Genomic DNA, 22,562 nt, shown 5'->3' on the forward strand with positions numbered 1-22,562 from the left:
AATGGCTTTCTTAAACACTCCAGAACGAAATTGGTTGATTGCAGGATTTGGATTTTTGATTGCAATACTCTGCTTTAGTAGCGTCATTTCCTATCAAAATACCTATCAGATAACACAGAGTAGTTATAAATCCCAGCAGATTTATGAAACGATTAAGGGTTTAGACGATGTTCTCGTGGAAGTTACGATCGCAGAGTCTGCAAGACGCGGATATGTCTATTTGGGAAATCAAGATGAGCTAATTCAGTATCAATCAGCAATTCAGAAAATTCCTCATAAATTCGTTCAACTACAGAAACAGTTTGATCCGAGTTCTCAGGAATCGCAAAAGCTAGGAAAAATCTACGAGCTAGTATCACAAAGAATTAAGCTATTGCAGGAGTCGATCGCGCTTTACCAAAGAAATACTGAGGCGGTGCTTTACCAAAGAATGATAACTAATCAAAGTATTGGATTACGGGCACAAATTGTAACCGCGATCGCAGGTCTAGAGCAGCAACAGCAAGCGGAACTCAATCAATCAGTCGAAACAACAAGAAGAAGTATTCATGACCGGAAATTCATTGAGCTTTGGATTACGTTTTCTGGCTTTATTGCAATATTCACCTGTTTTATCGCACTTTATAGCCAAATCATACAAAGGCAGCAAGCAGAAACACTTCAGCATAAACTTGCCCAACAAAAAGAAGTCAGTGAGCTTAAATTGCGGTTTTTCTCAATGGTTTCGCATGAGTTTCGGACTCCGTTAAGCGTCATTCTAGGTTCGGTTCAACTGTTAATTGAGGGTAATTCAAAGTGGGGAGAAGAACGTAGACTGAAAAATCTTGATCGTATTCAAACGGCTGCACAAACGATGAAGCAGCTTTTTACAGATGTGTTAACGCTGACTAGGGCTGAAAGTGGAAAGCTAGAATGCAATCCAGAGGCGATCGATTTAGAGTCTTTTTGCCTGAATTTAGTTGAAGATTTTGAGATTTCTACTGCGGGAAGTCACATTATTGAATTTCAAACAGAACAGAAAGTGACTCATGCAAATTTAGATGAGAGATTGCTTTATCTAACATTAAGCAATTTGCTCTCAAACGCAATCAAGTATTCTGATTCAGGAAGCAAAGTCTTATTGAGATTAGATAGCACAACCGAATACACTCGATTTCAGGTACAAGATGAAGGAATTGGAATTCCAGTGGACGATCAACCCAAGTTATTTGAACCGTTCTATCGGGGACAAAATTCAAATTATGCAGCAGGTACAGGATTAGGACTATCTGTAGTTAAAAAATGCGTTGATTTGCAAAATGGTTTGATCTCCATTCAAAGCCAGAAAGAACGGGGAACGGTTGTAACAGTTGAATTTATGCGGTGTGGATTTGAGCGATCGCTATCCAAAAACAACCGTTCGATTTCCATACACTAAAACACGATTTTGTAGATGTAATCTTACCGCTCTTGCAAGTACAATTCGCTCTAAGTCTTTGCCCTTGCGAATCAAATCTTTTACATCATCTCGATGGCTGACTCGTACCACATCTTGTTCGATGATTGGGCCTTCATCTAAATCTTCTGTAACGTAATGCGCGGTTGCACCAATGATTTTGACCCCGCGTTCAAAGGCTCTTTGATAAGGATTTGCACCCGCAAATGCAGGCAAAAACGAGTGGTGAATATTGATCACGTTTGGAAATTTAGCGATGAAATTCGCGCTTAGAACCTGCATATATTTCGCTAATATCACCAAATCAATTTGATATTTCTTCAAAATCTCTAACTGATTTGCTTCTTGCTGTAGCTTTGTTTCTTTTGTAATGGGAATGTGGTGGAAGTCAATATCAAACTGCTGCGCGATCGCTCCTAGCTCTGCATGATTGCTGATAATGACGGGAATCTCTGCTTTGAATTCTCCCGATCGCTGTCGCCAAATCAAGTCATATAAACAATGGTCTTGTTTACTCACCCAAACCGCAATTCGAGGCACCGTATCTGAGAAGTGTAATTGCCAGCGAGCATTCAGCGGTGTTGCAATGGCTCTAAACGCTGGCTCAATCACTTCGCGAGGTAAATGAAATCCTTCAAGCTGCCATTCAATGCGATTAAGAAATAAACCCGCAGAAAAATCAGTGTGTTGATCTGCGTGAATAATGTTTCCACCGTTTGAGTAAATGAAGTTTGCAATCTTTGCGACCAAACCTTTTTGGTCGGGGCAAGAAATTAAGAGTGTTGCAGTTGGAGTATTCATTGAGGAGAAGCAGTTGGAGTCACTGAAGGAGAAGGTTTTGGTTGGTCGCGTTTCCATTCACTTAAAGGTCGATCAACCGCATTTTGAAAATTAATTGGAACTAGCAATACCGAAAGATCTTGATTTATATCCGCAGGTGGATCAACTAAAGCATAAAGAAAATTGCGATTAAAATTTGGCTTGCCAATTACTAAACGATGATTTTTCTGATTGCTGAGTTTAACATCAACCGTCGCCGATGGCTGATCTAAACCAAATTCAGATTTTCTGGCAGCAGGAACGTTAAAGGTACGATCGCTTTTCCCCGCCGTGAGGAGATTGAGGAGAAAAGCGATCGAGCTTTCATTTGCGGGCGCAACTTCTGGCTTTCTCAATGTCCAGATCGGTGCTTTTTCAAATTCCAATGTTTGTTTTGGAGTTTTCACGGTGAAGGCTTGAATCTCTTGTTCTTTAAAATTGAAAAGCGGTTTCTCGTCTGCCTTTGCTTCATCAATTTGAGCCGGTTTTTTTGACTCGGTGTAGTAAACAAAACCACCAAGCGCCAAAGCCGCAAGTACAAGAGCTAACGAAGTGCGCTGAAATTTCATAAGCGATATCAAATCACCGCAGCTATTTTAGAAGATTTCGCTGTCCGATGGCTCAATTAGGAGGAAAACAGCCCAAGCTATTTCAGAGAACTCAAGACATGAGTAAAAGCCTCTCGAAGTTGTGGTAAATATCGAGCCGCAAAGATTCCGCCTAGAAATCCAAATAAATGTTCTTCCCAGGAGATCCGTCGATGAATCGGTAACAAACCCCAAAGAAATTTACCGTGAAAAAATGCAGTAAAAACTAGTAGCAGAACATTGAGAGCATTACGATCGAAAAATGCCAAAGACATCAAAAATCCCAAATACCCAAACGTCACGCCGCTTGCACCAATATGAACGGTACGATCGCGCCCCAACAACCATGTCCCTAGTCCGCTCGTTAATGCAACGGTTGCCGTGATTGCACCAAAGTTTTCAGGATTTTGCAGCACAATTAGTCCGCCATAGGTAAGAAATGCGAACGAATTGCTGTACAGATGCCCCCAGCCTCCATGCAAAAATGGTGCAAACGCTACACCCCACAATCCCATCCATTCACGCGGACGTACCCCAAACCGATTTAGCGACCTACGTAAAATTAGAAGATTGACGATCGACACAACCCAAGCCAACAGCAGCAGATATCCTAGAATTTTGGCTTGACTCAACCCATTCATCAGCGCAGTTTGGCTAAGATCGTTCATAAATAAAAAATTCGGAATTCAGAAACTTAATCTCTCACATTTTCTACATGGAAACGCCAACTCTTCTGGAAACCGCAGATATCTATTTGTGGAATACGATCGCCCCCATTGCTAATCAGCTTGATGAAGATGTGGAGCTTCTACGATCGGCGCTACGAGGATTAGGAGATCGGCATCTTCTCGCGCTCCGAGTTCCTAAAATCTACAACGGTGCAGAATTGGAGAATCACTTGTTCCACTCGTTTCAAGAGCAAGTTGCGCGATTTTCAGGAGCATTAGCATTTCTGCAAACTCAGCATCAGAGTGCGGGCGCGATTTTATCCAAAAGCAACAATGAAGACCTGAAACAGGCTTATCTACCTTACCTGGCGACGGGTGAAGCATTAGTGGGAATTGGATTTTCGCATCTGCGACGACATGACAATCCACCTTTAAAGGCGGTACCTTTGGCAGGCGCAAGCGCCAACGAAACCAACAGCGGCTATCAACTCCACGGTCACATTCCCTGGATTACTGGATTCGGCTTTTTTGAAACCGTTCTAGTTGCAGCACTGCTTCCCAACGGTCAAGCGGTCTATGGCATGATTCCCTTTACCGATGCGGCGCAAAATTCCGGTGGTTCAATTCGCTTTAGTAAGCCGATGCAGCTTGCCGCCATGAGTGCTACGAATACCGTCACCGCAGAAGTGACTGAATGGAATTTAGAGGCTTCAGAAGTGGCGTTTGTGGCTGATGCAGGATCAATTTTTAAGAACGATCGCATCAATGTTCTCAATCACAGCTTCTTTGCGCTCGGTTGCGCTCAGGCTGGTCTCGATATTGTCAGCCACGCTCAAGAAACGAAGCCTTATTTGTCGATCGCGCCTGCCTATGAAACGCTTCTAGAAGAATTAAAACTCTGTCGTGATTTTATTTATTCAGCTCAGGAGCAGAGTTTTGAGGAGCGATTGAAATTGCGAGTTTGGGCGATCGATCTAGCGATGCGATGTGCTCATGCAGCAGTAGTCGTGTCAAGCGGTGCGGCAAATTCTAAGCAGCATCCCGCGCAGCGAGTGTATCGAGAAGCGCTCGTATTCTCGGTGGCAGGTCAGACAACCGCGGTATTGGAAGGGACGCTCGATCGCATCTCTGCAACCTCACGCCGCCATCGGTAGAGTCAATTAACAAAAAACTCCCGAATCTACGATTCGGGAGTCAATCAAACTACAGATAGTTATCGAGCAAGCGTTCGGCGCTTCGTGACCATCTTGTAAGCTTCAAGAATATCGCCTTCAGCCCAATCCTTAAAGTCATCAAGACCGATACCACACTCGTAACCCGAATTCACTTCTCGCGCATCTTCCTTCATCCGCTTCAGCGAATCCAAGTTGCCAGAGTAGATCAACTTACCGCCGCGATGAATCCGAATTTTGCAGTTCCGCACGAGCTTACCAGACTGCACATAACAACCTGCCACAGCCCCACGACCCACCGGGAACACGGCTCGAACTTCCGCCTGACCCAATGCTTCTTCCACCAGTTCCGGTTCCAGCAGACCTTCCATTGCGCCCTGAACATCATCCAGCAATTTGTAAATGATGTTGTAGTCGCGCACATCTACGCCTGCTCGATCGGCAGCTTGACGCGCTCCCGGAGCCAACGTGGTGTTGAATCCGATAATCACGGCATCACTGGCAGCGGCTAGGTCAACGTCTGTTTCAGAAATCTCACCTGGAGCCGAGAATAGAACCCGTACCTGCACTTCGTTCTGAGGCAATTGGCTTAATGCACCTAAAATTGCTTCGATCGAACCTTGCACATCGGCTTTCAGCACCAGATTGAGTTCCTTGAGTTCGCCCTCTTGCGCCTTCGCTGACAGGGTATTCAAGCTGACTCGGCGCGAAGACATTGCCGCCAACAGTCGAGAAGTCCGTTGTTCATCCGCACGATCAGAAGCCGTTGCACGTGCTTCTTTTTCGTCTGTAAACACCTGGAACTCATCGCCCGCTGCTGGAACATCGCTCAAACCGAGGACTTCCACTGCAAACGAGGGACTTGCAATCTGAACACGATGACCGCGATCGTCCACCATTGCTCGAACTTTACCCAATGCCGAGCCTGCAACCAGGACATCACCAATTTTGAGCGTTCCGTTTTGGATCAGCAAGGTGGCAACAGGGCCTTTCGCCTTATCCAAATGCGCTTCGATCACGGTTCCTCTTGCAGGTCGATCGGGGTTCGCAGAAAGGTCTTCCACTTCCGAAACCAGCAGAATCATCTCCAGCAGCGTATCGAGGTTATCACCTGTTAAAGCGCTTACTGGAACCATAATCGTGTCACCACCCCATTCTTCGGGGACGAGTGCGTATTCGGTTAGCTCTTGTTTGACGCGATCGGGCTGTGCCCCTTCTTTATCTACCTTGTTAATTGCCACGATGATTGGCACTTCTGCCGCTTTCGCATGGCTAATCGCTTCGACGGTCTGAGGCTGCACACCGTCATCTGCCGCAACAACAAGAATGGCAACATCAGTGACTCGCGTCCCACGTGCTCGCATCGCGGTAAACGCTTCGTGGCCTGGCGTATCGAGGAACACAACTTGCTGAATTTCGCCGTTGTGTGGCACATCAACGTGGTACGCCCCGATATGCTGGGTAATGCCACCTGCTTCTCCGGCTGCGACCTTCGTTTTCCGAATCGAGTCAAGCAGCGTTGTTTTCCCGTGGTCAACGTGACCCATGATTGTGACCACAGGCGGACGACGATGGAGGTGATCCAAGTCATCAGCATCGATCATCTCGGTCACTTTCTTCGCGGCAGCTTCTTTTTCGCCCACTTCAACCAAGATGCCGTACTCTTCCGCAACCATCGTCGCGGTTTCCGCATCCAGCATTTGTGTAATGGTGGCAGCGATGCCCTTCATGAAGAGCTTGGTGATGATCTCAGTCGGAGAAACAACCAGCAAGTTTGCCAGTTCTTGAACCGTCAACCCGCCTGTAAGCGAGATAATCTCTGGACGCTCGGCTTTTTCGGTTTCATTGCGACGATCGCGGCGATCGCGGAAGTTATTCCGTTTCCGCTGGGTCGGAGCAGCAGTGGCAGCAGGTCTAACTTGCTGTTGCCCTGGTAGACCTTTAGGCTTCGCAGGTCGAGCCAGCGACAAGCTGACTTGAGCAGAACTAACGGTTCCATCCTCGTCTTCATTAAGCAAGTCGAAGTCATCTTCGTCGTCATCCTGAATTTTGGGCTGCCCCCGCCGCTTACCTTTGGCGAGCTTGGCTGCTTTTTCAGGAATTTCTTGGACTTCTTCTTCCTCATCCTCCCAAACTTTAACGCGGCGTTTTGGTGGGGTCGGTTTGTTCAGCGTTAGGTCTGGCGCACCTGCCGCCGCTGGTTCAGGAGCGACTGGCTTAACGGGGCGCGATCGCAGCACCGGAGCGTCTTGGGCTGCACCCTCCTCCGTAGACACAGGCTTGGGTCGGCGAAGCTCAACGATTTGCTGAGGTTTTGCTTCTCCCGGTTTAGTGGGTGCACCGGGTCGCTTATTAATTGCGGGACGCTGCGCTTTTTCGCCTCTAGAATCGCGTGAAGGCGGGCGATTTTCCGAACGGCTATCTGTTCCCTCGCTAGGGGTGGGCTTGTCGCGCTTCAACACAGGTTTACTGGTCGTTGAAACGGGACGAGCTGGAGCGGGCGAAGCTGGACGCACAGGAGCTTGAGCCGGAGGTTCTGGGGCTTGAGCAGGTGCAGGCGCTTTGATCACTTGCGGAGGCGCAGACGGTTCGACTGATTTTGGCGCGATTGATTGCGGGGCCGGAGCCGGCTCATCAGCTTTTGGTTCCGAAGCAACCGGACGCTCTGGCATAGGGCGCGTCGGACGTGGTGGCTCGGCAGATCTAACAGCGGGCGGTGCCGCTGGGGAAGATTGGGGCGGCTGTGGAGGGGTACGGAGTTCCGATGATTCCGAAGCGGCGGTCGATCGCGTAATGGGGCGACGAATTTCTAAGATTTGCTGTTTCTTCTGAATATTCAAGGGCGTTTTCTTTCTTGATTCAACAGATTGGGAGTTTGATGGGCGGTTAGAGGCAGTCTTGGCCGGAGAGGGCTGGCTGGCAGCATATTTCTCAGCAGCGGCACGGATTTGTTCCGTTTCGGTTTCTGTGATAGTACTACTGTGGCTCTTGACCGCGATATTTAATTGTTCGCAGATTGCGAGAATGTCTCGATTGTCTAGATTCAATTCTTTGGATAGTTCGTAAATTCTGACTTTGCCGTTGTTCATCCACTCTTCCCTCGTACGATCGTTGGTGTTACATAGTGACCTTCTGTTTTGACTAAAACGACAGGTTTATTGGGTTATTGCAGTTCATCTGCACTGGTAATCTTGAAGAAGATGTTACCCCCTTGGTTGAATGGTAGCTTAGAAACGAAGTCCCCGATAGGTCAATCGGCAGATTGCTCAAAAAAATAATGCCACGAATCCTTCATAAAGCGAAGCCATCGCGTCGTGTTAATCGTTCTGAGTTGCTGGTGATGAGCCACCCTCCCTAAATGTCATGTCTGAGTTGCTCTGAAGCAATAAAACTGAAGAGAGGATACAGATAACATCTCAGAGCAAGGGACAGCAAATCTCCTACGATAGGACGGATTACACAGGCTAATCGATTCTAGAAAGATTTTGATTAGCGAAGTTAGCCACTGGATCTAATATAGCTCAGGTTGCGTCGCGTGAACTTCTACTTGCTTTTGCTGCAAGTGCTGATAAAGTTCGGTGGGAACTGTGGCTTTGAGGGCGCGACTGAGGCGACCTTTTTTTTGTGCCGCCTGAATGCAGTTTGGACTGGGACAGAGATAAGCCGATCGTCCCATCCCAGTATTGATCGCGATTTCGTGAGACGGGTAAAGTCGCACCACTCGAAGAAACTCTTCTTTCGGTGCGACTTTACGGCAACTAAGACAGCGACGATAATTCGGTGGCATGAAGCAGAAGCTAGGGAGCAGGATTATGTTAACTTTTCTTGCTGGCAGAAGCCTACTCCCGCCTCGCATTAAGCCTGCTGTTCTTCGAGTTCCGTCTCCAAAGCTGGTGCAGTTTCCTCTTCTTCGTCGTAGAACTCCTCGTCCTCGTATTCGTCAACCGGGGGTTGGGATTGACGACGAGCTTCGATCACGGCTGCAATTTTCTCGGTTTCAGCCGCCGCATCGTATTTGCGGCTATCTTTGATGTCGATCTTCCAGCCAGTGAGACGAGCAGCGAGGCGGACGTTTTGACCTTCTTTGCCGATCGCTAAGCTGAGTTGATCTTCTCCCACTAAAACATGCGCCTGACGACCTTCGGGATCAACGAGGCGAACCTCATCGACGCGGGCTGGACTCAGTGCGTTAGCAATGTAAGTAGCGGGATCAGGTGACCAGCGAATCACGTCAATTTTTTCTCCTCGCAGTTCGTTGACTACCGCTTGGATGCGAGAGCCACGCGCTCCAATGCAAGCACCTACAGGATCAACATCGCGTTCCAAAGTGTCTACGGCGATTTTAGTGCGAGGACCAACATGGCGCGAGGGCGGATTTGCTTCACGGGCAACTGCCACAATCCGCACAACATCATCTTGGATCTCAGGCACTTCGTTCTCAAACAGGTAGACGACTAAGCCTGCATCCGCTCTAGAAACTAGCAATTGCGGGCCGCGATGAGAGCCTTCGCTGACTTTCTTTAGATACACCCGGAAGGTAGCATTAGCGCGGTAGTTATCGTTGGGTAGCTGGTCTCGCTTTAGTAATTCGGCTTCAACTTCTGGCTGACCAAATCCGCTGACGACTGCCATGATGACCGATTGACGCTCAAACCGCAGCACTCGCGCTTGTAAAATTGTGCCTTCTAAATCCTGGAATTCTTCTTGAATGAGTTTGCGCTGTTGGTCTCGGAGCTTTTGCGCTAAGACTTGTTTGGTTTGAATCGCTGCCATGCGACCGAAATCACCTTGATCCGGCGTGACATCCAGAACAACTGTATCACCCGTTTGCGCTTCAGCGGCGACTTCTTGAACCTCAGTAAGAGAGATTTGATGATCCGGGTTTGTGACTTCTTCGACGATCGTTTTGGTTGCCAGTACACGGAAACCTTCTTCTTCGACATCGAGTTCGACCTCGAAGTTATCGAAATATTCTTCGTCAAATCCATCGCCATCGATGCGCTGAGTGCGGCGGAAACGCTCATAGCCTTTTATCAGGGCTTCTTTGAGCGCTGCTTGAACCGAGAGCTTCGGTAAGTTGCGTTCACGGCTGATGCCGTCGATCATGTCTTTGAGTCCGGGCAAAGCGACCATTGACATAGAAAATTCTCCGTAAATATTGAGTTGTCGAGCAAAACGAATTATTCTTCGCTTTCGGTTAGTTGAACGCTTGACACGATCGCTCTTGGCAGTGCGATCGTGCGTCCTTTTTTGCTGATATAGACGTTCGTTTCGTCACGTCGAATCAGATTGCCTTCCCAGTAAATGTGGCCTTGAAACGGTTCAGACGTTGTGACCAGCGCTGGAAACCCCCGGAACGAGACAAATTCTCGATCGCTCGTCAAGGTTTTCGGGATACCGGGACTCGACACTTCGAGGACATACTGATCTGGGATCAATTCGTCTAAAAGTGGCTCCAGCGCCCGACTCATGCGTTCACAGTCATCCAGTCCCGTATCGTCCTGCTTGTTTCTCACGTCGATCCGCAGCACGGGCGGACTTTGATTCGTTTGAAACACAGCATGAACCACTTCAAGATCGATCAACTCCGCCACCGGAGCCGCCACTTCCAAAATTTGAGGAATCAGAGGATGCGCCATCGAACCACTTCTCCAAATAAAAAAAGTGGGACAACTGCCCACTTCTCATGAAACGACTGATTTCATGGAGTTCGGTTAAACAGAAAATTGCTGTTCTTCCTTGTCCATTTTAGCGAAAAAATCTAGGGTGGCTCGTTTTTTCCACAAGCCACCTTAGCTTTAGAACGTGAAGGTCGAGCGAATTACAGGCACGACTACAGCTCCATTTGCGCTGATCCCTTCAGGATTGAAGATCGCGAATACACCCGGCGTAATGCTGAGATTATCGTTAACCCGGAAGTTGAAGAAGCCTTCAAGCAGAAGGATGCTGTTGCGCCGGTCGTGATTAAACTCAAAGAACCTGCGACACTAATCCCTTGCATTGCCTTAACAGAACAGGCGTGACTTCGGAATTGACTGGGACTCCCGTAGCACTTAGGTTATGTAGACGCATTTTTTAATGAGCCAAATTAATACAACTGATTGAGCTGCAATCAGTTTGCTCTAAATCTGAAATTTGTAGTAAGATTGAAAGCTGTGTCGAATTAGAGCAAACCCATGCCGAAGCTGAAAACCCGTAAATCTGCACAAAAGCGTTTCAAAGCCACAGGCGGCGGAAAGATCCAGCGCCGTCGCACTCATGGAAATCACCTTTTGTTTCACAAGAGTATGAGCCGCCGCCGCCGGATTGCAGGCGGAGATTTAGTTAACGAGCGGGATGAAGCAAACGTTCGGTTGATGATGCCTTATCTGTAAGGGTGGACTCAGGCACGATCTCACAAAAAATTAGTTAAGGAATAGTTGAAACATGGCACGGGTGAAGCGCGGCAATGTAGCTCGAAAACGCCGCAAAAAGATTTTGAAACTCGCAAAGGGCTTTCGTGGCTCTCACTCTCGGTTGTTCCGCACCGCAAATCAGCAAGTGATGAAAGCGCTTCGCAATGCGTATCGCGATCGTCGCAAGAAGAAACGCGATTTTCGTCGCTTGTGGATCACGCGGATCAACGCGGCAGCACGTCAGCAAGGCATCAGCTATAGCCAACTCATTGGTAAGCTGAAGAAAGCAGACATTCTCATCAATCGCAAGATGCTGGCGCAACTGGCGGTTCTTGATCCAGCCGGGTTTGCAAAAGTCGTCGAAAAGGCAGTTCAAGCCTAAGGTATGCGAAAGCGATTCGTCGCAGTTCTAAGTTGGTCATGGGTGGGGGCGCAGTGGTTTGTGTCCCCATCTTTGTTTGCGGCAGATTTACAAACGATCGTTCAGCGCAATCGTCTGATCGTGGCGGTAAAAGATAATGTCCGTCCGCTGGGATTTCGTGATGCTCAAGGCAGGCTTCAAGGCTTTGAAATTGAGATCGCGCAGCGTCTAGCACAAGCATTACTTGGACGACCGACCGCGATCGAGTTTAAGGCTGTGAGCAATCGCGATCGGCTGTCGGCTGTCACTGGCGAAACCGTTGATTTTGCGATCGCCCGTGTCACCGTCAACGCTTCTCGCGCTCGAATTGTTGCCTTCAGTGAACCGTACTATCTCGATGGAACCGGGATCATTACAAAAAGCGCGGCAATTCAAGCTCAACGGGATTTGACTAGTCAAACGATCGCGGTTCTGAACAATGCCAGCACGATCGCAGCTCTGCGCTATCAGTTTCCCCAAGTCAAGCTCATCGGTGCTGAGTCCTACAGTGCCGGGAAACAGTTGATTGAATCAGGACAAGCGATCGGCTTTGCGGCAGATGTCAGCGTTTTAGCAGGGTGGGTGCAGGAATTTCCTGAATACCGCATCCTACCGTTCCGGGCTTCAACCGAGCCGTTAGCGATCGTATTTCCCAAAGGACTCGAATCCGACGAGCTGCGCCGCCGTGTGGATCAACTCCTGCGCCAATGGAAATCCGAAGGTTGGTTACAGCAGCGTGCTACCTATTGGGGTCTCCCTTGAGATACCCTGAAACAGAAGCCTTAAAATTTGCGATCGACAAAACTCCTATGGACAGCATAGCCTCCCCAATTCTTTACATTTCCCTTTTGCTGGTTTTGCTTAGTAGCGCCGTCTTTTTTGTCGCTCGGCAAGTCCTCAAAACTCGTCGCGTTGAGAGTGCCTTTACTCGCCTGCAAAACAAGCTGAGCAAAGAGAAAGGCACAGCCGAAGAGTATTACGAACTCGGCAGCATTCTGCTCGACAAGCGGTTATTTACTCAGGCGATCGCTCAATATCAGAAAGCGATTAAGCTTGAAACGCTCGAAGGTCAAGACCTTGCTGCTGTGTATAACGCAATGGGATTTGCCTACTTTGCTCAAGAACAGTACGACCTAGCGATTCGGCAGTATAAAGAAGCGCTAAAGCTCTTGCCAGAGTATGTCACGGCGCTGAATAACCTCGGTCATGCCTATGAGCGCAAACAACTGGCAGCTCCAGCGCTGGAAATATATGAGCAAGCGTTAGAGCTTGAGCCGACTAACCAAACGGCAAAACGACGTGCTGATGCTTTGAGAAAGCGGCTTGTTCCGTCAGCATAAAGTTATCGAAAAACAAGAAGAGGGCGATCGTTATTTACGATCGCCCTCTTCTTGTTTTCGGTTCCACTATCTAGAATTTTGGACTGGCTCTGGAGCAGGTGTGGGAGGCGCTGATGATTCAGGCGTTGGAGGCTGAGTTGGGGAATCTGGTTGTACGGGCGGCGTTGTAGGAGTTACAGGCGGCTGAATTGGCAGGACTGGAGGGGAGGTGGACGGATCGCTGACCAGAGGTGGTGTTGAATTGTCTACTGGATTGGGTTGAGGCGTTCTAACTGCCCCTTGCGATGGCGTAATCTCTAAAGGCTGCGGAGAGAGATTAGGCTGTCCAGAATTTTTTAGGGGTTCTGGAGGTGTGGGGTTTTCGATCGGGGGAGTTGCGGGGGGGACTACTATTAGGGCGGGTGGGGGGGTTGAGACTGGGGGCGCGGGAGGACTAGGTGGAGAAGTCGGATTAATGACGGCTGGAGTGGGTGTGGATGCAGGATTGATCGGTGTATTGGTTGTTGGATTTGGGTTCGGATTGGGAGTAGCGACCGAGCTTGGGGAAGGAGTGACTGGAGTGCTAGGAGCCGGACTCACGATCGCGCCAGTAGGAGGATTAGCTGAGTTGCTGGGAGTTGGATTGGGGGTGCCCGCTGGGGTGACTGGAATGCTGGGAGCCGGATTTACGATCGTTCCAGTAGGAGGATTAGCTGAGTTGCTGGGAGTTGCGGCGGGAGTGACTGGAGTGCTGGGAGCCGGGTTTGAGCCGCCAGCAGTGCCACCACCTGGGAGGATTGGGGAAGCTGCACCGTTTGTTGAAGTTGAGGAACCAGAGTTCGTGGTTGTCGAAGTCGTACCAGGCGAACTGGACGAATTAGAAGTGCCTAAGCCATTGGCACTATTAGGAGCAGAAGTCGATCCAGAAGGCGGGTTGGAATTGGTTGAAGGGGTAGTTCCGCTAGGGGCATTTGGAACAGTGGAGGTTTCAGGAGCCTTTATTCCGCGATCTGGGATCGACTGCTCAATGACTTGTCTTCCACGGGGCTGCGTACCTGTCGTGGTTGGATTGCCCGTTGAAGTTCCCCCCGTTGGTTGTCCAGCAGGTGAGCCTTGCGAGGTACTACCAGAGTTCGTCTGAGGTGCAGTGGTGGGTTTGGATGAATCAGGGGTTGAGGCTGGTGTTGCTGGCGTTGCTGGGGTGGCACTGGAGCTTGTACCATTACTGGGCGGATTAGCAGGAGTTGCCGCTGGCGTAGAAGGCTGAGAAGGTTGGCGCTCATCAGAATTTTGAGCCGGAGTAGAAGGCTGAGCCGGAGTCGTGACAGGCGTTGCTACTGGAGGGGATAGCTGCACCATTCTGGGGTTCTCAATCACTGGCCCACTTAGTGGCTGTTGTTCCTTTAGGGCTTGAGCAGTCTCAGCTTGTACGGCTGCAATGCCTGGGTCTGGGCTAGGTTGAGCATCTCGACGCTGCAAATCTAAGCCGCGCACAATATCACTCGTTTCGTAGAAACGGTGCATATCAAAATTGAACAGGCGAATGCCGAGCGGATCGACGATCGCCATTTGTCCCGCTTCTAGCGGTAGTTTGCGTCCGGTCGTATTGTCCAGGATTTCCATTGGGCCAGCAGGGTTGTTGGTCAAGGCACCCACTACCGTCGTTTCTGTCTGCTCATCGTATCGGACAAATAGGGCTGAGCCACGGACTCCGGCTGAAGCGTTGGGAGTATCGATCGTGGTTCGTCCCTGTCCTGGCTTGATCAGCAATAACACGGTGCCGTTTGTCAAGCGAAAGTTTCGGGTTCCAGGCACAAAGCGGAAGATTGCCATTTCTCCGACTCGTGCCCAAGAACCGTCGTTAAAGCGCAACCCGACCCGCGAAGACCTCATCGTATGAAGCGCATCCTCTGGACGCATCATTTCTGACAGCACAGCAGCGCGAGCAGGCTGCCCCTTGGGAACAAATTGAACTCGCCTCACAATTTCCCGGATTTCAGCAGAGGTAAGCGGAGTTAGGGCATAGGCAGTACCGCAGGATGCAGCACCCATTCCGAGTAAGAGTGACGTGATTGCGAGGAACAATTTGCGAGACATAGACGCTCCAAGAACAAGAGGACAGAAAGCGCATCAGCGCGATCAGAGGCGGGTCAGCCTAGAACAAGTTCAACCCAGTTCTACTCGTATGAGATGATTAAGTGAAAATACAGATTTACCTCTTCACAGATACTTTACACATTGGCGGGAAACTTTAGAAAGTTTCTGCTCAAGCTTTAAAGAGACTTCATAAAAAATTCAGTAAAGATACTAGCATCTATCGTATGGGCAACAGTGTAAGAGAATTGACCGAATTTCTAGAATAGCAAGTTGAAATCAGCCTGAGTAGGGATGCAGATTGGTGGACGGGGCAACTGTGAAACGATTGATATTGAGACATTTTAGAATTTTGACGATCCCAAGTGCGGCTCTAGAGAATTCCTGCAGGAATCAGCGATCGTGCAACTCTCATTCCTACTTGATCGGTCAGATCTGCTTTTGGCTAATTCTAAGCTCTGCAAGCAAGGGACTGTGTAGTTTTATACCAAATAAATCTCTGGTTTCAGGACAGTCAGCAGCGAATTCTGAGTTAACTGCATCGAGATCGCTGACTCCGCCGCCCTTGGAAAAGTTGCCAATGGAACGATCGGCTGTCTCAAGTGTTTCTCATCAAGCAAAAGATTTAGCACCCTCTGAGCAAAGCGCGACAGCTCCAGTTCAAACCGCTTTCCGATCGGAAGTTGTACTAAATCACACTAGCCAAAAGGCGCTGCCAGAGTCGCCGGGGATCGTAGCAAATCGCTGCTGGCGATCGCTCTCCGCGAATTGCACCTACACGACAAGCAGGATTCGCATTGGTGCAACTTCACAACCTCCGGCACAGGTTGAAGAAGTCGCACAAGCTGAACCACGCAGCCCCGACGCTGAGCTTGGAGATTTACGAATCACTCCGGTTCCAGATCCAGAATTGGGAGACTTAAAAGTTCAACCGATCGCCGCTGACCCGCCTGTTGGAGCCAGTGATCCAGAATTGGGAACGCTACGAATTCAAGAGCGCACAATACCAGAGATACCGATCGCCCTGCCAAACCGTCCTCGTCTACCTTCTGCTTATCTGCTCTTACGTACAGATTATTTCAACTCGTCAAATGTGTTTTCAGACGTGGAGCCGATCAATGATGGCTTGCTGCGGACTGGACTGACCTTTTTTTATGCGCCTCCGATCGGTTCTAAAACCTTCCTCATTACCTCTTTTGATGCCAATTTGATTCGCTATGGCAGACTTGGACAGTACCGCAGTATCAATGGAAGCATAGAGTCATTAAATTATGATGAATTGCGGTTGCGGGCGGGAATCTTTCATCGGATTACGCCACGGTTGTCTGGTGAGATCGGTTGGAGCAATCAGAAGCTCTTTACATCTGCACGAGGACTACAACAATTTTTTAGCGGACGGGAGTTTTTTGGAGACAATTCTCTTCGGGTTGAATTGAGCCGTCAAGATACGTTATCACCCCGGCTTTCACTGAATACGTATTATCAGTTTCGTTGGAGCTTTGCCAATCCCGACGATCGCAGCCGCATTCTAAATTCTTTGATTACAACGCTGGGCTACAGTGTTTCACAAAAGCTCCAGATGGCGATCGATTATCAGTTCACTTGGTCGCATTTTACTCAGCAAGCGCGGGACGATTTATATCATCAACTCCTGGGGCGCGTCACCTACAATCTGACTCCACGGACTCAAGTTAATTTGTTTAGTGGGTTTAGCTTTGGGCACTCCTCTGATCGACGGATTGATTTCAATGGCTTTCTGTTTGGTGCTGGAATTGTCTTTAGTTTGCCGCTGTTCTAGACCTGATACGAGCACCAATCACTCCAACTTCCAGGATAAAGTTTGGCGCGATCGCATCCCGCTGCTGTAAGCGCCAATAAATTGACGCAAGCGGTGACACCCGAACCGCAATACACCAAAATTTCGTCTTTTGATTCAAAGGCTGACCAGCGATCGTCGGAAGTTTTTAAGAAGCCGCGATCGTCAGTGGCGAATTGCCACGGATAATTCACTGCGCCGGGAATGTGACCTGCAATCGGATCGATCGGCTCTCGCTCTCCGCGATATCGTTCGGGTTCGCGTGAGTCGATTAGCGCCACATTAGGTGAGTCTTTCTTGGCTTTTACTGCTTCGATATCGACGATCCAATCTGTCCGAATTTGAGGCGTGAATTGACCAGGTTTGACGGCAGGTTCGATCGTGGTACTCGGATAGCCTGAGTTTTTCCAATTCGAGAATCCGCCATCCAAAACGACAACGCGATCGTGTCCCAGGTAGCGCAACAACCACCAAAACCGCGCTGCAAACCCAAATCGCGAATCATCGTAGGCAATCACTAAGGTCGAAGGCGTGATCCCCATCGCTGAGAGCTTGGCGGAAAATTGATCAACATCAGGAAGCGGATGCCGTCCTCCATGTCTTTGAACTGGACTGGACAAATCCTGATTGAGATCAAAGTAGTAGGCACCTGGAATATGCCCCGATTCGTACTGTTGCCGTCCGAGTTCGGGTTGCATCAGCGCAAATCGGCAATCCGCGATCGCAATGTCAGGATCGTCTAGATGCTGGAATAACCAGTTTGCCGCAATTGTCACGTCAGACATGAGTTTAACTTCTGAGGGTTTTCAGATCCTACCTTTGAAGGACGGCGATCGTGCTGGAGTTCAAGAGAATAAAGAGGAACAGTTAAAAATGAAATTAGAGAATTCCTATGAACTTTTTGCGTTTAGTGTTTGCAATCGTACTCCCGCCTGTTGCAGTTTTTATGACTTCTGGCGTTAGCTCTGCTTTATTCATTAATATTTTGCTGACTTTGATTGGTTGGGTTCCGGGCGTGATCCATGCGGTTTGGTACCTCCAAAAAACTGATGAGCGTCGTGGCGCATACTAATAGGTTGTGTAGAAAATAGATTGTGTAGAAAAAAAGACGTTCGATCGCATGGTGTGATCGAACGTCTTTTTTAATGCAGTCCGGTGAAATTTAGTTATTTGGAGTCTTGACGGTTTTTGCCATTTCAAGAAACGAACCCATATTTGCGCCCGGACGACGACGAGAATTCGTCGGCTTGGGTACTAGATGCTCTGTTGCAAAGCTTACGGTCGGTTGTGGCAAATTCAGCGGGTTTGCTGGAACTGGCCTTGCCCCATTGGTTGAACCATTCGTCTCAGCGATCGCGACAGGTTCAGCCTCGGCAGGTTCAACCTTGGCGGGTTTAACCTTAGCAGGTTCAACCTTGGCAGGATTTGCTTTCACCGACTTAGGTGCGGCAGTTGCTGCTGTGGTTTCTTTTACACCTTCAGCAACAGCATTCGCGGTCGATTTTGCGGTCGCTTCTACCGTCGCAACAGCAGATTTTGCATCTTCAAGTTTCGGGGTTGCTGCTGGTTTTGCTGCTTCCGCCTCATCGAGTTCCATAAAGTAACCCGATTTCTTTGAACCAAAGATACCTCCAATAAAGGAGAGAATACCGCTAAAGAGATTTTTAATTAACTTAATGACACCGCCCATTGAACAATACTCCTGGGGTTGCTGCTGAATCGTTATGCTGATGGTTGCTTATCAGACGGATAAGCGCATGATAAAGTAGTCGCTTTAACGATTATCCGCTTGCGATGCGACCAGATGCAACCCTCAGTTTAGATTTTTAACTCAGAAGTCTTAGGGTGAGTATCGCTTTTCGGGTCGCGAAAATAAGCCCAACAGCGGCCCTAAAATTGCACCAAATACAAATCCGCCTGCGTGCGCCCAATACGCCACACCACCGCGCTCCATGCCAATGTTAGTGGGAACGCTCAAGCTGGCAACGCCATAAAATGCTTGCTGAATAAACCAAATACCGAGATATGCCCAAGCTGGAATGCGAAACGGAAAGAAAATAAATGGCGGAATAATCGTTGTAATCGGCACGCCGGGAAAGCGAAGAATATAGGCTCCCATTACGCCTGCGATCGCGCCACTGGCTCCGAGCGATGGAATATTAGAGTCTGATGAGAAAAACCATTGCGCCAATACTGCCAACACACCACAACCGATGTAGAAGATCAAAAAGCGAATGTGACCTAAGCGCTCTTCAACGTTGTTGCCAAAGATCCACAGAAACAGCATATTTCCGGCAATGTGAGCAAATCCTCCATGAAGAAACTGAGACGTAACTAGGGTGATCCACTCTGGAAACGGTTGATATCGGAGTGTTTCGCCGAGTAGACTTGCCGTTAACTCACGCGGCACGACGGCCCAAGTGTAGAAGAAGTTTTCTAGTTGAACTGGCGTGAGACTTAACTGATAGAGAAACACCAGGATGTTTGCCGCAATAATTCCTAAAGTGACATAAGGAGTGATGCGGGTTGGATTGTCGTCGCTGACCGGAAACACAGTTTATCCCCAACTTATAATTTTAGTCAGAAGATAACGTCTTTATTTGAGGCTGTCTGTTGATCTGAAGACAGATCTATGCGTAGGATTTGGGATGCTCTGTCTTTGGGGAGACTAGGAAATGGAAGTGATTCCCGCGATCGATTTACTCGATGGGAAATGCGTTCGGCTGTATCAGGGGGACTACAATCAGTCGCAAGTCTTTAATGATGATCCGGTTGCAGTGGCGCGCCAGTGGGCGGATCAGGGCGCAACGCGATTGCATTTAGTGGATTTAGACGGGGCAAAAGTCGGACATCCGGTGAATTTAGCGGCGATTCGATCGATTGTCGAAGCGGTCGATATTCCGGTTGAAGTCGGTGGGGGATTGCGCGATCGAGATGCGGTTGCTGCTTTGCTTTCAACGGGTGTGAGATGGGCGATTTTAGGAACGGTTGCCGTTGAGAAGCCAGAACTGGTAGCGCAATTGTGCGGCGAATTTCCAGAGCAAATTATTGTGGGGATCGATGCTCGCAATGGCAAAGTTGCAACGAAAGGATGGCTTGAGACTTCGGAAGTGCTAGCGACTGATTTAGCAGAACGCATGGCGCAATTGGGCGCAGCCGCGATTATTTACACTGATATTCAGCGAGATGGAACGATGCAGGGGCCAAATTTGGCATCGCTACGGGATTTAGCTTCGATCTCTGCTATTCCGGTGATTGCATCGGGTGGAGTCAGTTCGTTGACGGATTTGCTGAGTTTGTTAGCATTAGAGCCACAAGGAGTCACGGGTGCGATCGTCGGTAAAGCGTTGTACACCGGAGATGTTTCGCTAACAGAAGCAGTTCGTGCGGTGGGTCAAGGACGCTGGCAAGATATTCCGCCTGATTTTGGTTCGTCTGCATTTGCATAGGAGCAGCAATGGGAAAACACAAGAAGAAATTGGCGAAGAAAATTGCCAAGAAGGTGGTTCATAAGTTGACGAAAAAACTTCCGAAAAAGATTGCCAAACAATGGGTCAAAAACTCTGTAAGACATCAAATTGATGTTGCTTTAGAGCGCTGATTTCATGAGATTTTAAGGGTGTCGCTCTAAATAGCTTGGAGTTTCTGATGAAGAAGCAAGGTTTGCGAAAACTGTTTCGCTCTGCTTTTCCAAGGTTCGTCATCCTTTGTTGTGCGATTTTGTTTCTGGCTCGCCCGATCGTCTTTGCTCTCTCTGCTACGGCAACGGCTCCACCCGGAGCGAACTCGATTGAGCTTTCGGAGCGCGAGAAAAAGTTAATTGAAGCCGATCGATTGTATAAAGCAGGCGACAACGCCCAAGCAGAGAGACTCTATCGGGAAGTGAAGCCTGCTTTTACAGAAGTCACAGAAGCCAAAAACCAGGAAGTTATTACTGATCCCGAACAGCTTTCCCCCGGTGGCAAAGTCTATTGGCGCGAAGCAGAAGCGGGACTCGCGCAAAATTTAGAGACTCGCATTTTCGTGCCTTTGGAATTGCTGGTGAAGAATTACCCGCAATTTATTCCAGGACAGTTGCGCTATGCAGAAGCCCTCGAAAAGTACGGCAAAAAGGAGCAAGCGCTGACCGTTTTAGAAAAAGCGGCGACTCAATTTCCAAATCAGCCCGATCTGATTAAAGCGAAAGTTGCAGCATACGCGAACAACGAAAAATGGATTGAGGCTTCGATCGGCGCACGACAGTTCACGATCCTGAATCCTGATCATCCGCAAAAGACCGAATTTACTAAGCTTGCAGATGATTATCAGAAACGCTACCAAACCCAACTCCGCGCCCGATTGCGAGGAAATTTAATCGGCGGAATTCTCACGGGTGCATTGAGCTATGCGCTGACTGGAAGTTTATTTGGCCCTTTGAATGCGGTACAAAGTACGGCTTTGCTCCTGCGGGGAGAATCGAGCGTGGGTGATCGTATTTCAGGTCAAGCGAAACGACAGCTTGCTCTCGTGAAAGACAAAGAGGTGAATGATTATGTCACCACACTCGGACAAAAACTGGCGGCGGCGACTGGGCGCGATGATTTCAAGTATGAATTTCAGGTGGTTCTGGATAATAAGTTAAATGCGTTTGCGCTTCCGGGTGGGAAAGTGTTTGTGAATGCGGGAGCGATCGAGAAAGCGAATTCCGAAGCCGAACTTGCGGGACTGCTTGGACATGAGATTGCTCATGCGGTGCTGTCTCATAGTTTCCAGTTGATCACCGAAGGCACACTCACGGCAAACTTAACGCAGTTCATTCCTTATGTCGGCGGATTGCTCACAGATATTACCGTGTTGAGCTACAGCCGCGAAATGGAGCGACAAGCTGATGTTTTAGGCACTCGGTTATTGGCATCAACGGGCTACGCTGCAGATGGCTTGCACAATCTGATGGTGACGCTGCGAAAACAACAGGAAGAAGAGCGGCGAGGAAATCCCCCAACTTGGTTAGCTTCGCACCCGTTACCGCAGGATCGAGTGAGCTATCTTGCAGAGTTGATCACCACAACGGGATACAATCGCTACGCTTACGAGGGTGTTGAGCAGCACAAAGCGATTCAAAGCAAAGTGAATCAATTGTTGAAAGCCTACAAACAGGATAAGAAGCGCGATCGTACTCAATAAAGCCACACAAGATTAACTAAACAACAAACCCCAATAAACCTGCCCTACCCTATACACACAAGTTGATTGGTCTGTGATTGCTGAGATCTTTCGCCCCCTAAATCCCCCATGAATGGGGGACTTCGATCCAAAACTCTGGGTTCAAAGTCCCCCAATTTGGGGGATTTAGGGGGCTGAAGCTGATGACAACGAAGCGGGAAAGAGATGTGGGTATAGGGTAGGCAAAACTGCCAGGGTTTGCACTAATTTAGTTGAGTTCCGCCTGCTCCTCCTTTTTCCGAGCGGGACGTTTGCGCTTACTCTTACGAATTCCGCCTGCAATTTCATATTCAGGGCTATCTTTGCCAAATTCCAACGCGATCGCCAGCAGCATTCTCTCGTTGAGTTCTTTCAGTTCTTTTTCGGCTTCTTCCACGGCAACGCGATCGGCACTCAGCAGCGATAAGGTTGCATTGTAAGCATCAATCCGATTGCGCGTTCTCTCAATCAAGCTTGAATACGCTTGGATGGATAGACCTTTGCCCAAATCCAAATTGGAGTTGATGCTTTTGATTGCAGACAAACGCCTTTGCGCTTTTTCTAGGTGCGCTGAATATTGTTTTGCAAGCGGCATTGTAGATGACCCTCCACAAAGTTAAGTTGAATAGATTCAACATTCCTTGGAGGAAGAGAAATTGTTTGATCGTGCTTGTGT

Annotated in this window: 22 protein-coding genes and 1 pseudogene; 10 read left to right on the plus strand and 13 right to left on the minus strand. The window is 48.7% G+C overall.

What is annotated here, in order from left to right; all coding sequences use genetic code 11:
- Position 1 precedes the first annotated feature (1 nt).
- Positions 2–1,417 carry an ATP-binding protein gene (locus NC981_RS22060; protein WP_348244871.1) on the plus strand — a complete coding sequence of 472 codons (1,416 nt, stop codon included), beginning with the start codon at positions 2–4 and terminating at the stop codon, positions 1,415–1,417.
- Here NC981_RS22060 and purU read toward each other — a convergent pair.
- From purU to NC981_RS22075, 3 genes are all read right to left on the minus strand, one after another.
- On the minus strand, positions 1,382–2,236 hold the full coding sequence (gene purU, locus NC981_RS22065) for a formyltetrahydrofolate deformylase (protein WP_190376148.1): 855 nt from the start codon (positions 2,234–2,236) through the stop codon (positions 1,382–1,384). The two genes, NC981_RS22060 and purU, sit on opposite strands and share 36 nt — an antisense overlap.
- The gene (locus NC981_RS22070) at positions 2,233–2,823 is read right to left on the minus strand and encodes a DUF4340 domain-containing protein (RefSeq protein ID WP_190376149.1); all 591 of its coding nucleotides are present in this window, start codon (positions 2,821–2,823) and stop codon (positions 2,233–2,235) included. The genes purU and NC981_RS22070 overlap by 4 nt, the downstream gene beginning before the upstream one ends.
- A 77-nt stretch (positions 2,824–2,900) precedes the next feature.
- Positions 2,901–3,509, minus strand: a complete 609-nt coding sequence (locus NC981_RS22075; protein ID WP_190376150.1) for a rhomboid family intramembrane serine protease — start codon at positions 3,507–3,509, stop codon at positions 2,901–2,903.
- 47 nt (positions 3,510–3,556) lie between these two features.
- On the opposite strand from NC981_RS22075, the gene NC981_RS22080 reads away from it, so the two are divergent.
- On the plus strand, positions 3,557–4,663 hold the full coding sequence (locus NC981_RS22080; RefSeq protein ID WP_348244872.1) for an acyl-CoA dehydrogenase family protein: 1,107 nt from the start codon (positions 3,557–3,559) through the stop codon (positions 4,661–4,663).
- A gap of 59 nt (positions 4,664–4,722) precedes the next feature.
- On the opposite strand, the gene infB is transcribed toward NC981_RS22080, so the two are convergent.
- From infB to NC981_RS22105, 5 genes and pseudogenes are all read right to left on the minus strand, one after another.
- On the minus strand, positions 4,723–7,770 hold the full coding sequence (infB, locus tag NC981_RS22085) for a translation initiation factor IF-2 (RefSeq protein ID WP_348244873.1): 3,048 nt from the start codon (positions 7,768–7,770) through the stop codon (positions 4,723–4,725).
- Between the two features lie 422 nt (positions 7,771–8,192).
- Positions 8,193–8,468: a YlxR family protein gene (locus NC981_RS22090; protein WP_348244874.1), complete on the minus strand. Its 276-nt coding sequence runs from the start codon at positions 8,466–8,468 to the stop codon at positions 8,193–8,195.
- A 68-nt stretch (positions 8,469–8,536) separates the two neighbouring features.
- Positions 8,537–9,820 (minus strand): transcription termination factor NusA, encoded by a 1,284-nt coding sequence (gene nusA, locus NC981_RS22095; RefSeq protein WP_348244875.1) that lies wholly within the window; start codon positions 9,818–9,820, stop codon positions 8,537–8,539.
- A 41-nt stretch (positions 9,821–9,861) separates the two neighbouring features.
- Positions 9,862–10,320: a ribosome maturation factor RimP gene (gene rimP, locus NC981_RS22100; RefSeq protein WP_348244876.1), complete on the minus strand. Its 459-nt coding sequence runs from the start codon at positions 10,318–10,320 to the stop codon at positions 9,862–9,864.
- Positions 10,321–10,479: 159 nt separating this feature from the next.
- Positions 10,480–10,617, minus strand: a pseudogene (locus tag NC981_RS22105) (carbohydrate porin); the annotation flags it as partial.
- Positions 10,618–10,857: 240 nt separating this feature from the next.
- Between NC981_RS22105 and rpmI the strand changes: the two are divergent.
- From rpmI to NC981_RS22125, 4 genes are read left to right on the plus strand one after another with little or no spacing between them, the layout of a single operon-like run.
- Entirely contained in the window at positions 10,858–11,055 is a 198-nt protein-coding gene (gene rpmI / locus NC981_RS22110; RefSeq protein ID WP_058999776.1) for a 50S ribosomal protein L35, read from the plus strand.
- Positions 11,056–11,107: 52 nt separating this feature from the next.
- The gene (gene rplT / locus NC981_RS22115) at positions 11,108–11,458 is read left to right on the plus strand and encodes a 50S ribosomal protein L20 (protein WP_058999777.1); all 351 of its coding nucleotides are present in this window, start codon (positions 11,108–11,110) and stop codon (positions 11,456–11,458) included.
- Positions 11,459–11,461: 3 nt separating this feature from the next.
- Positions 11,462–12,238, plus strand: a complete 777-nt coding sequence (locus NC981_RS22120) for a transporter substrate-binding domain-containing protein (RefSeq protein ID WP_348244877.1) — start codon at positions 11,462–11,464, stop codon at positions 12,236–12,238.
- A gap of 47 nt (positions 12,239–12,285) precedes the next feature.
- Positions 12,286–12,816 carry a tetratricopeptide repeat protein gene (locus NC981_RS22125; protein ID WP_190376157.1) on the plus strand — a complete coding sequence of 177 codons (531 nt, stop codon included), beginning with the start codon at positions 12,286–12,288 and terminating at the stop codon, positions 12,814–12,816.
- Positions 12,817–12,882: 66 nt separating this feature from the next.
- Here the strand turns inward: NC981_RS22125 and NC981_RS22130 are convergent, their stop codons facing one another.
- On the minus strand, positions 12,883–14,892 hold the full coding sequence (locus NC981_RS22130) for a FecR domain-containing protein (protein ID WP_348244878.1): 2,010 nt from the start codon (positions 14,890–14,892) through the stop codon (positions 12,883–12,885).
- A 577-nt stretch (positions 14,893–15,469) separates the two neighbouring features.
- Between NC981_RS22130 and NC981_RS22135 the strand changes: the two genes are divergently transcribed.
- Positions 15,470–16,687 carry a hypothetical protein gene (locus tag NC981_RS22135; protein WP_348244879.1) on the plus strand — a complete coding sequence of 406 codons (1,218 nt, stop codon included), beginning with the start codon at positions 15,470–15,472 and terminating at the stop codon, positions 16,685–16,687.
- Here the strand turns inward: NC981_RS22135 and NC981_RS22140 are convergent.
- Positions 16,684–17,490, minus strand: coding sequence for a sulfurtransferase (locus NC981_RS22140; RefSeq protein ID WP_348244880.1), 807 nt, complete (start codon positions 17,488–17,490; stop codon positions 16,684–16,686). The genes NC981_RS22135 and NC981_RS22140 overlap by 4 nt on opposite strands.
- A 107-nt stretch (positions 17,491–17,597) precedes the next feature.
- Between NC981_RS22140 and NC981_RS22145 the strand changes: the two genes are divergently transcribed.
- Complete coding sequence (locus NC981_RS22145) at positions 17,598–17,777, plus strand: YqaE/Pmp3 family membrane protein (RefSeq protein ID WP_190376161.1); 180 nt, start codon at positions 17,598–17,600, stop codon at positions 17,775–17,777.
- A 90-nt stretch (positions 17,778–17,867) separates the two neighbouring features.
- Here NC981_RS22145 and NC981_RS22150 read toward each other — a convergent pair whose 3' ends face one another.
- Together NC981_RS22150 and NC981_RS22155 are read right to left on the minus strand one after the other, a co-directional pair.
- Entirely contained in the window at positions 17,868–18,395 is a 528-nt protein-coding gene (locus NC981_RS22150) for a hypothetical protein (protein ID WP_348244881.1), read from the minus strand.
- A 150-nt stretch (positions 18,396–18,545) separates the two neighbouring features.
- Positions 18,546–19,259 carry a rhomboid family intramembrane serine protease gene (locus NC981_RS22155; protein WP_348244882.1) on the minus strand — a complete coding sequence of 238 codons (714 nt, stop codon included), beginning with the start codon at positions 19,257–19,259 and terminating at the stop codon, positions 18,546–18,548.
- Between the two features lie 121 nt (positions 19,260–19,380).
- Here NC981_RS22155 and hisA point away from each other — a divergent pair, with 121 nt between their 5' ends.
- Entirely contained in the window at positions 19,381–20,154 is a 774-nt protein-coding gene (gene hisA / locus NC981_RS22160; protein ID WP_348244883.1) for a 1-(5-phosphoribosyl)-5-[(5-phosphoribosylamino)methylideneamino]imidazole-4-carboxamide isomerase, read from the plus strand.
- Between the two features lie 199 nt (positions 20,155–20,353).
- Complete coding sequence (locus tag NC981_RS22165) at positions 20,354–21,868, plus strand: M48 family metallopeptidase (protein WP_348244884.1); 1,515 nt, start codon at positions 20,354–20,356, stop codon at positions 21,866–21,868.
- 247 nt (positions 21,869–22,115) lie between these two features.
- Here NC981_RS22165 and NC981_RS22170 read toward each other — a convergent pair whose 3' ends face one another.
- A complete protein-coding gene (locus tag NC981_RS22170) occupies positions 22,116–22,481 on the minus strand; it encodes a hypothetical protein (RefSeq protein WP_348244885.1) in 366 nt (121 codons plus the stop codon).
- Between the last annotated feature and the right edge of the window lie 81 nt (positions 22,482–22,562).

This window comes from Leptolyngbya sp. DQ-M1 (assembly GCF_039962505.1).
GTDB lineage: Bacteria > Cyanobacteriota > Cyanobacteriia > Leptolyngbyales > Leptolyngbyaceae > Leptolyngbya.

Bases quoted from the DNA above. Each gene is read 5' to 3' on its own strand.
- NC981_RS22060 (WP_348244871.1), top strand. From the start codon at position 2: ATGGCTTTCTTAAACACTCCAGAACGAAATTGGTTGATTGCAGGATTT.
- purU (WP_190376148.1), bottom strand. From the start codon at position 2,236: ATGAATACTCCAACTGCAACACTCTTAATTTCTTGCCCCGACCAAAAA.
- NC981_RS22070 (WP_190376149.1), bottom strand. From the start codon at position 2,823: ATGAAATTTCAGCGCACTTCGTTAGCTCTTGTACTTGCGGCTTTGGCG.
- NC981_RS22075 (WP_190376150.1), bottom strand. From the start codon at position 3,509: ATGAACGATCTTAGCCAAACTGCGCTGATGAATGGGTTGAGTCAAGCC.
- NC981_RS22080 (WP_348244872.1), top strand. From the start codon at position 3,557: ATGGAAACGCCAACTCTTCTGGAAACCGCAGATATCTATTTGTGGAAT.
- infB (WP_348244873.1), bottom strand. From the start codon at position 7,770: ATGAACAACGGCAAAGTCAGAATTTACGAACTATCCAAAGAATTGAAT.
- NC981_RS22090 (WP_348244874.1), bottom strand. From the start codon at position 8,468: ATGCCACCGAATTATCGTCGCTGTCTTAGTTGCCGTAAAGTCGCACCG.
- nusA (WP_348244875.1), bottom strand. From the start codon at position 9,820: ATGTCAATGGTCGCTTTGCCCGGACTCAAAGACATGATCGACGGCATC.
- rimP (WP_348244876.1), bottom strand. From the start codon at position 10,320: ATGGCGCATCCTCTGATTCCTCAAATTTTGGAAGTGGCGGCTCCGGTG.
- rpmI (WP_058999776.1), top strand. From the start codon at position 10,858: ATGCCGAAGCTGAAAACCCGTAAATCTGCACAAAAGCGTTTCAAAGCC.
- rplT (WP_058999777.1), top strand. From the start codon at position 11,108: ATGGCACGGGTGAAGCGCGGCAATGTAGCTCGAAAACGCCGCAAAAAG.
- NC981_RS22120 (WP_348244877.1), top strand. From the start codon at position 11,462: ATGCGAAAGCGATTCGTCGCAGTTCTAAGTTGGTCATGGGTGGGGGCG.
- NC981_RS22125 (WP_190376157.1), top strand. From the start codon at position 12,286: ATGGACAGCATAGCCTCCCCAATTCTTTACATTTCCCTTTTGCTGGTT.
- NC981_RS22130 (WP_348244878.1), bottom strand. From the start codon at position 14,892: ATGTCTCGCAAATTGTTCCTCGCAATCACGTCACTCTTACTCGGAATG.
- NC981_RS22135 (WP_348244879.1), top strand. From the start codon at position 15,470: ATGGAACGATCGGCTGTCTCAAGTGTTTCTCATCAAGCAAAAGATTTA.
- NC981_RS22140 (WP_348244880.1), bottom strand. From the start codon at position 17,490: ATGTCTGACGTGACAATTGCGGCAAACTGGTTATTCCAGCATCTAGAC.
- NC981_RS22145 (WP_190376161.1), top strand. From the start codon at position 17,598: ATGAACTTTTTGCGTTTAGTGTTTGCAATCGTACTCCCGCCTGTTGCA.
- NC981_RS22150 (WP_348244881.1), bottom strand. From the start codon at position 18,395: ATGGGCGGTGTCATTAAGTTAATTAAAAATCTCTTTAGCGGTATTCTC.
- hisA (WP_348244883.1), top strand. From the start codon at position 19,381: ATGGAAGTGATTCCCGCGATCGATTTACTCGATGGGAAATGCGTTCGG.
- NC981_RS22165 (WP_348244884.1), top strand. From the start codon at position 20,354: ATGAAGAAGCAAGGTTTGCGAAAACTGTTTCGCTCTGCTTTTCCAAGG.
- NC981_RS22170 (WP_348244885.1), bottom strand. From the start codon at position 22,481: ATGCCGCTTGCAAAACAATATTCAGCGCACCTAGAAAAAGCGCAAAGG.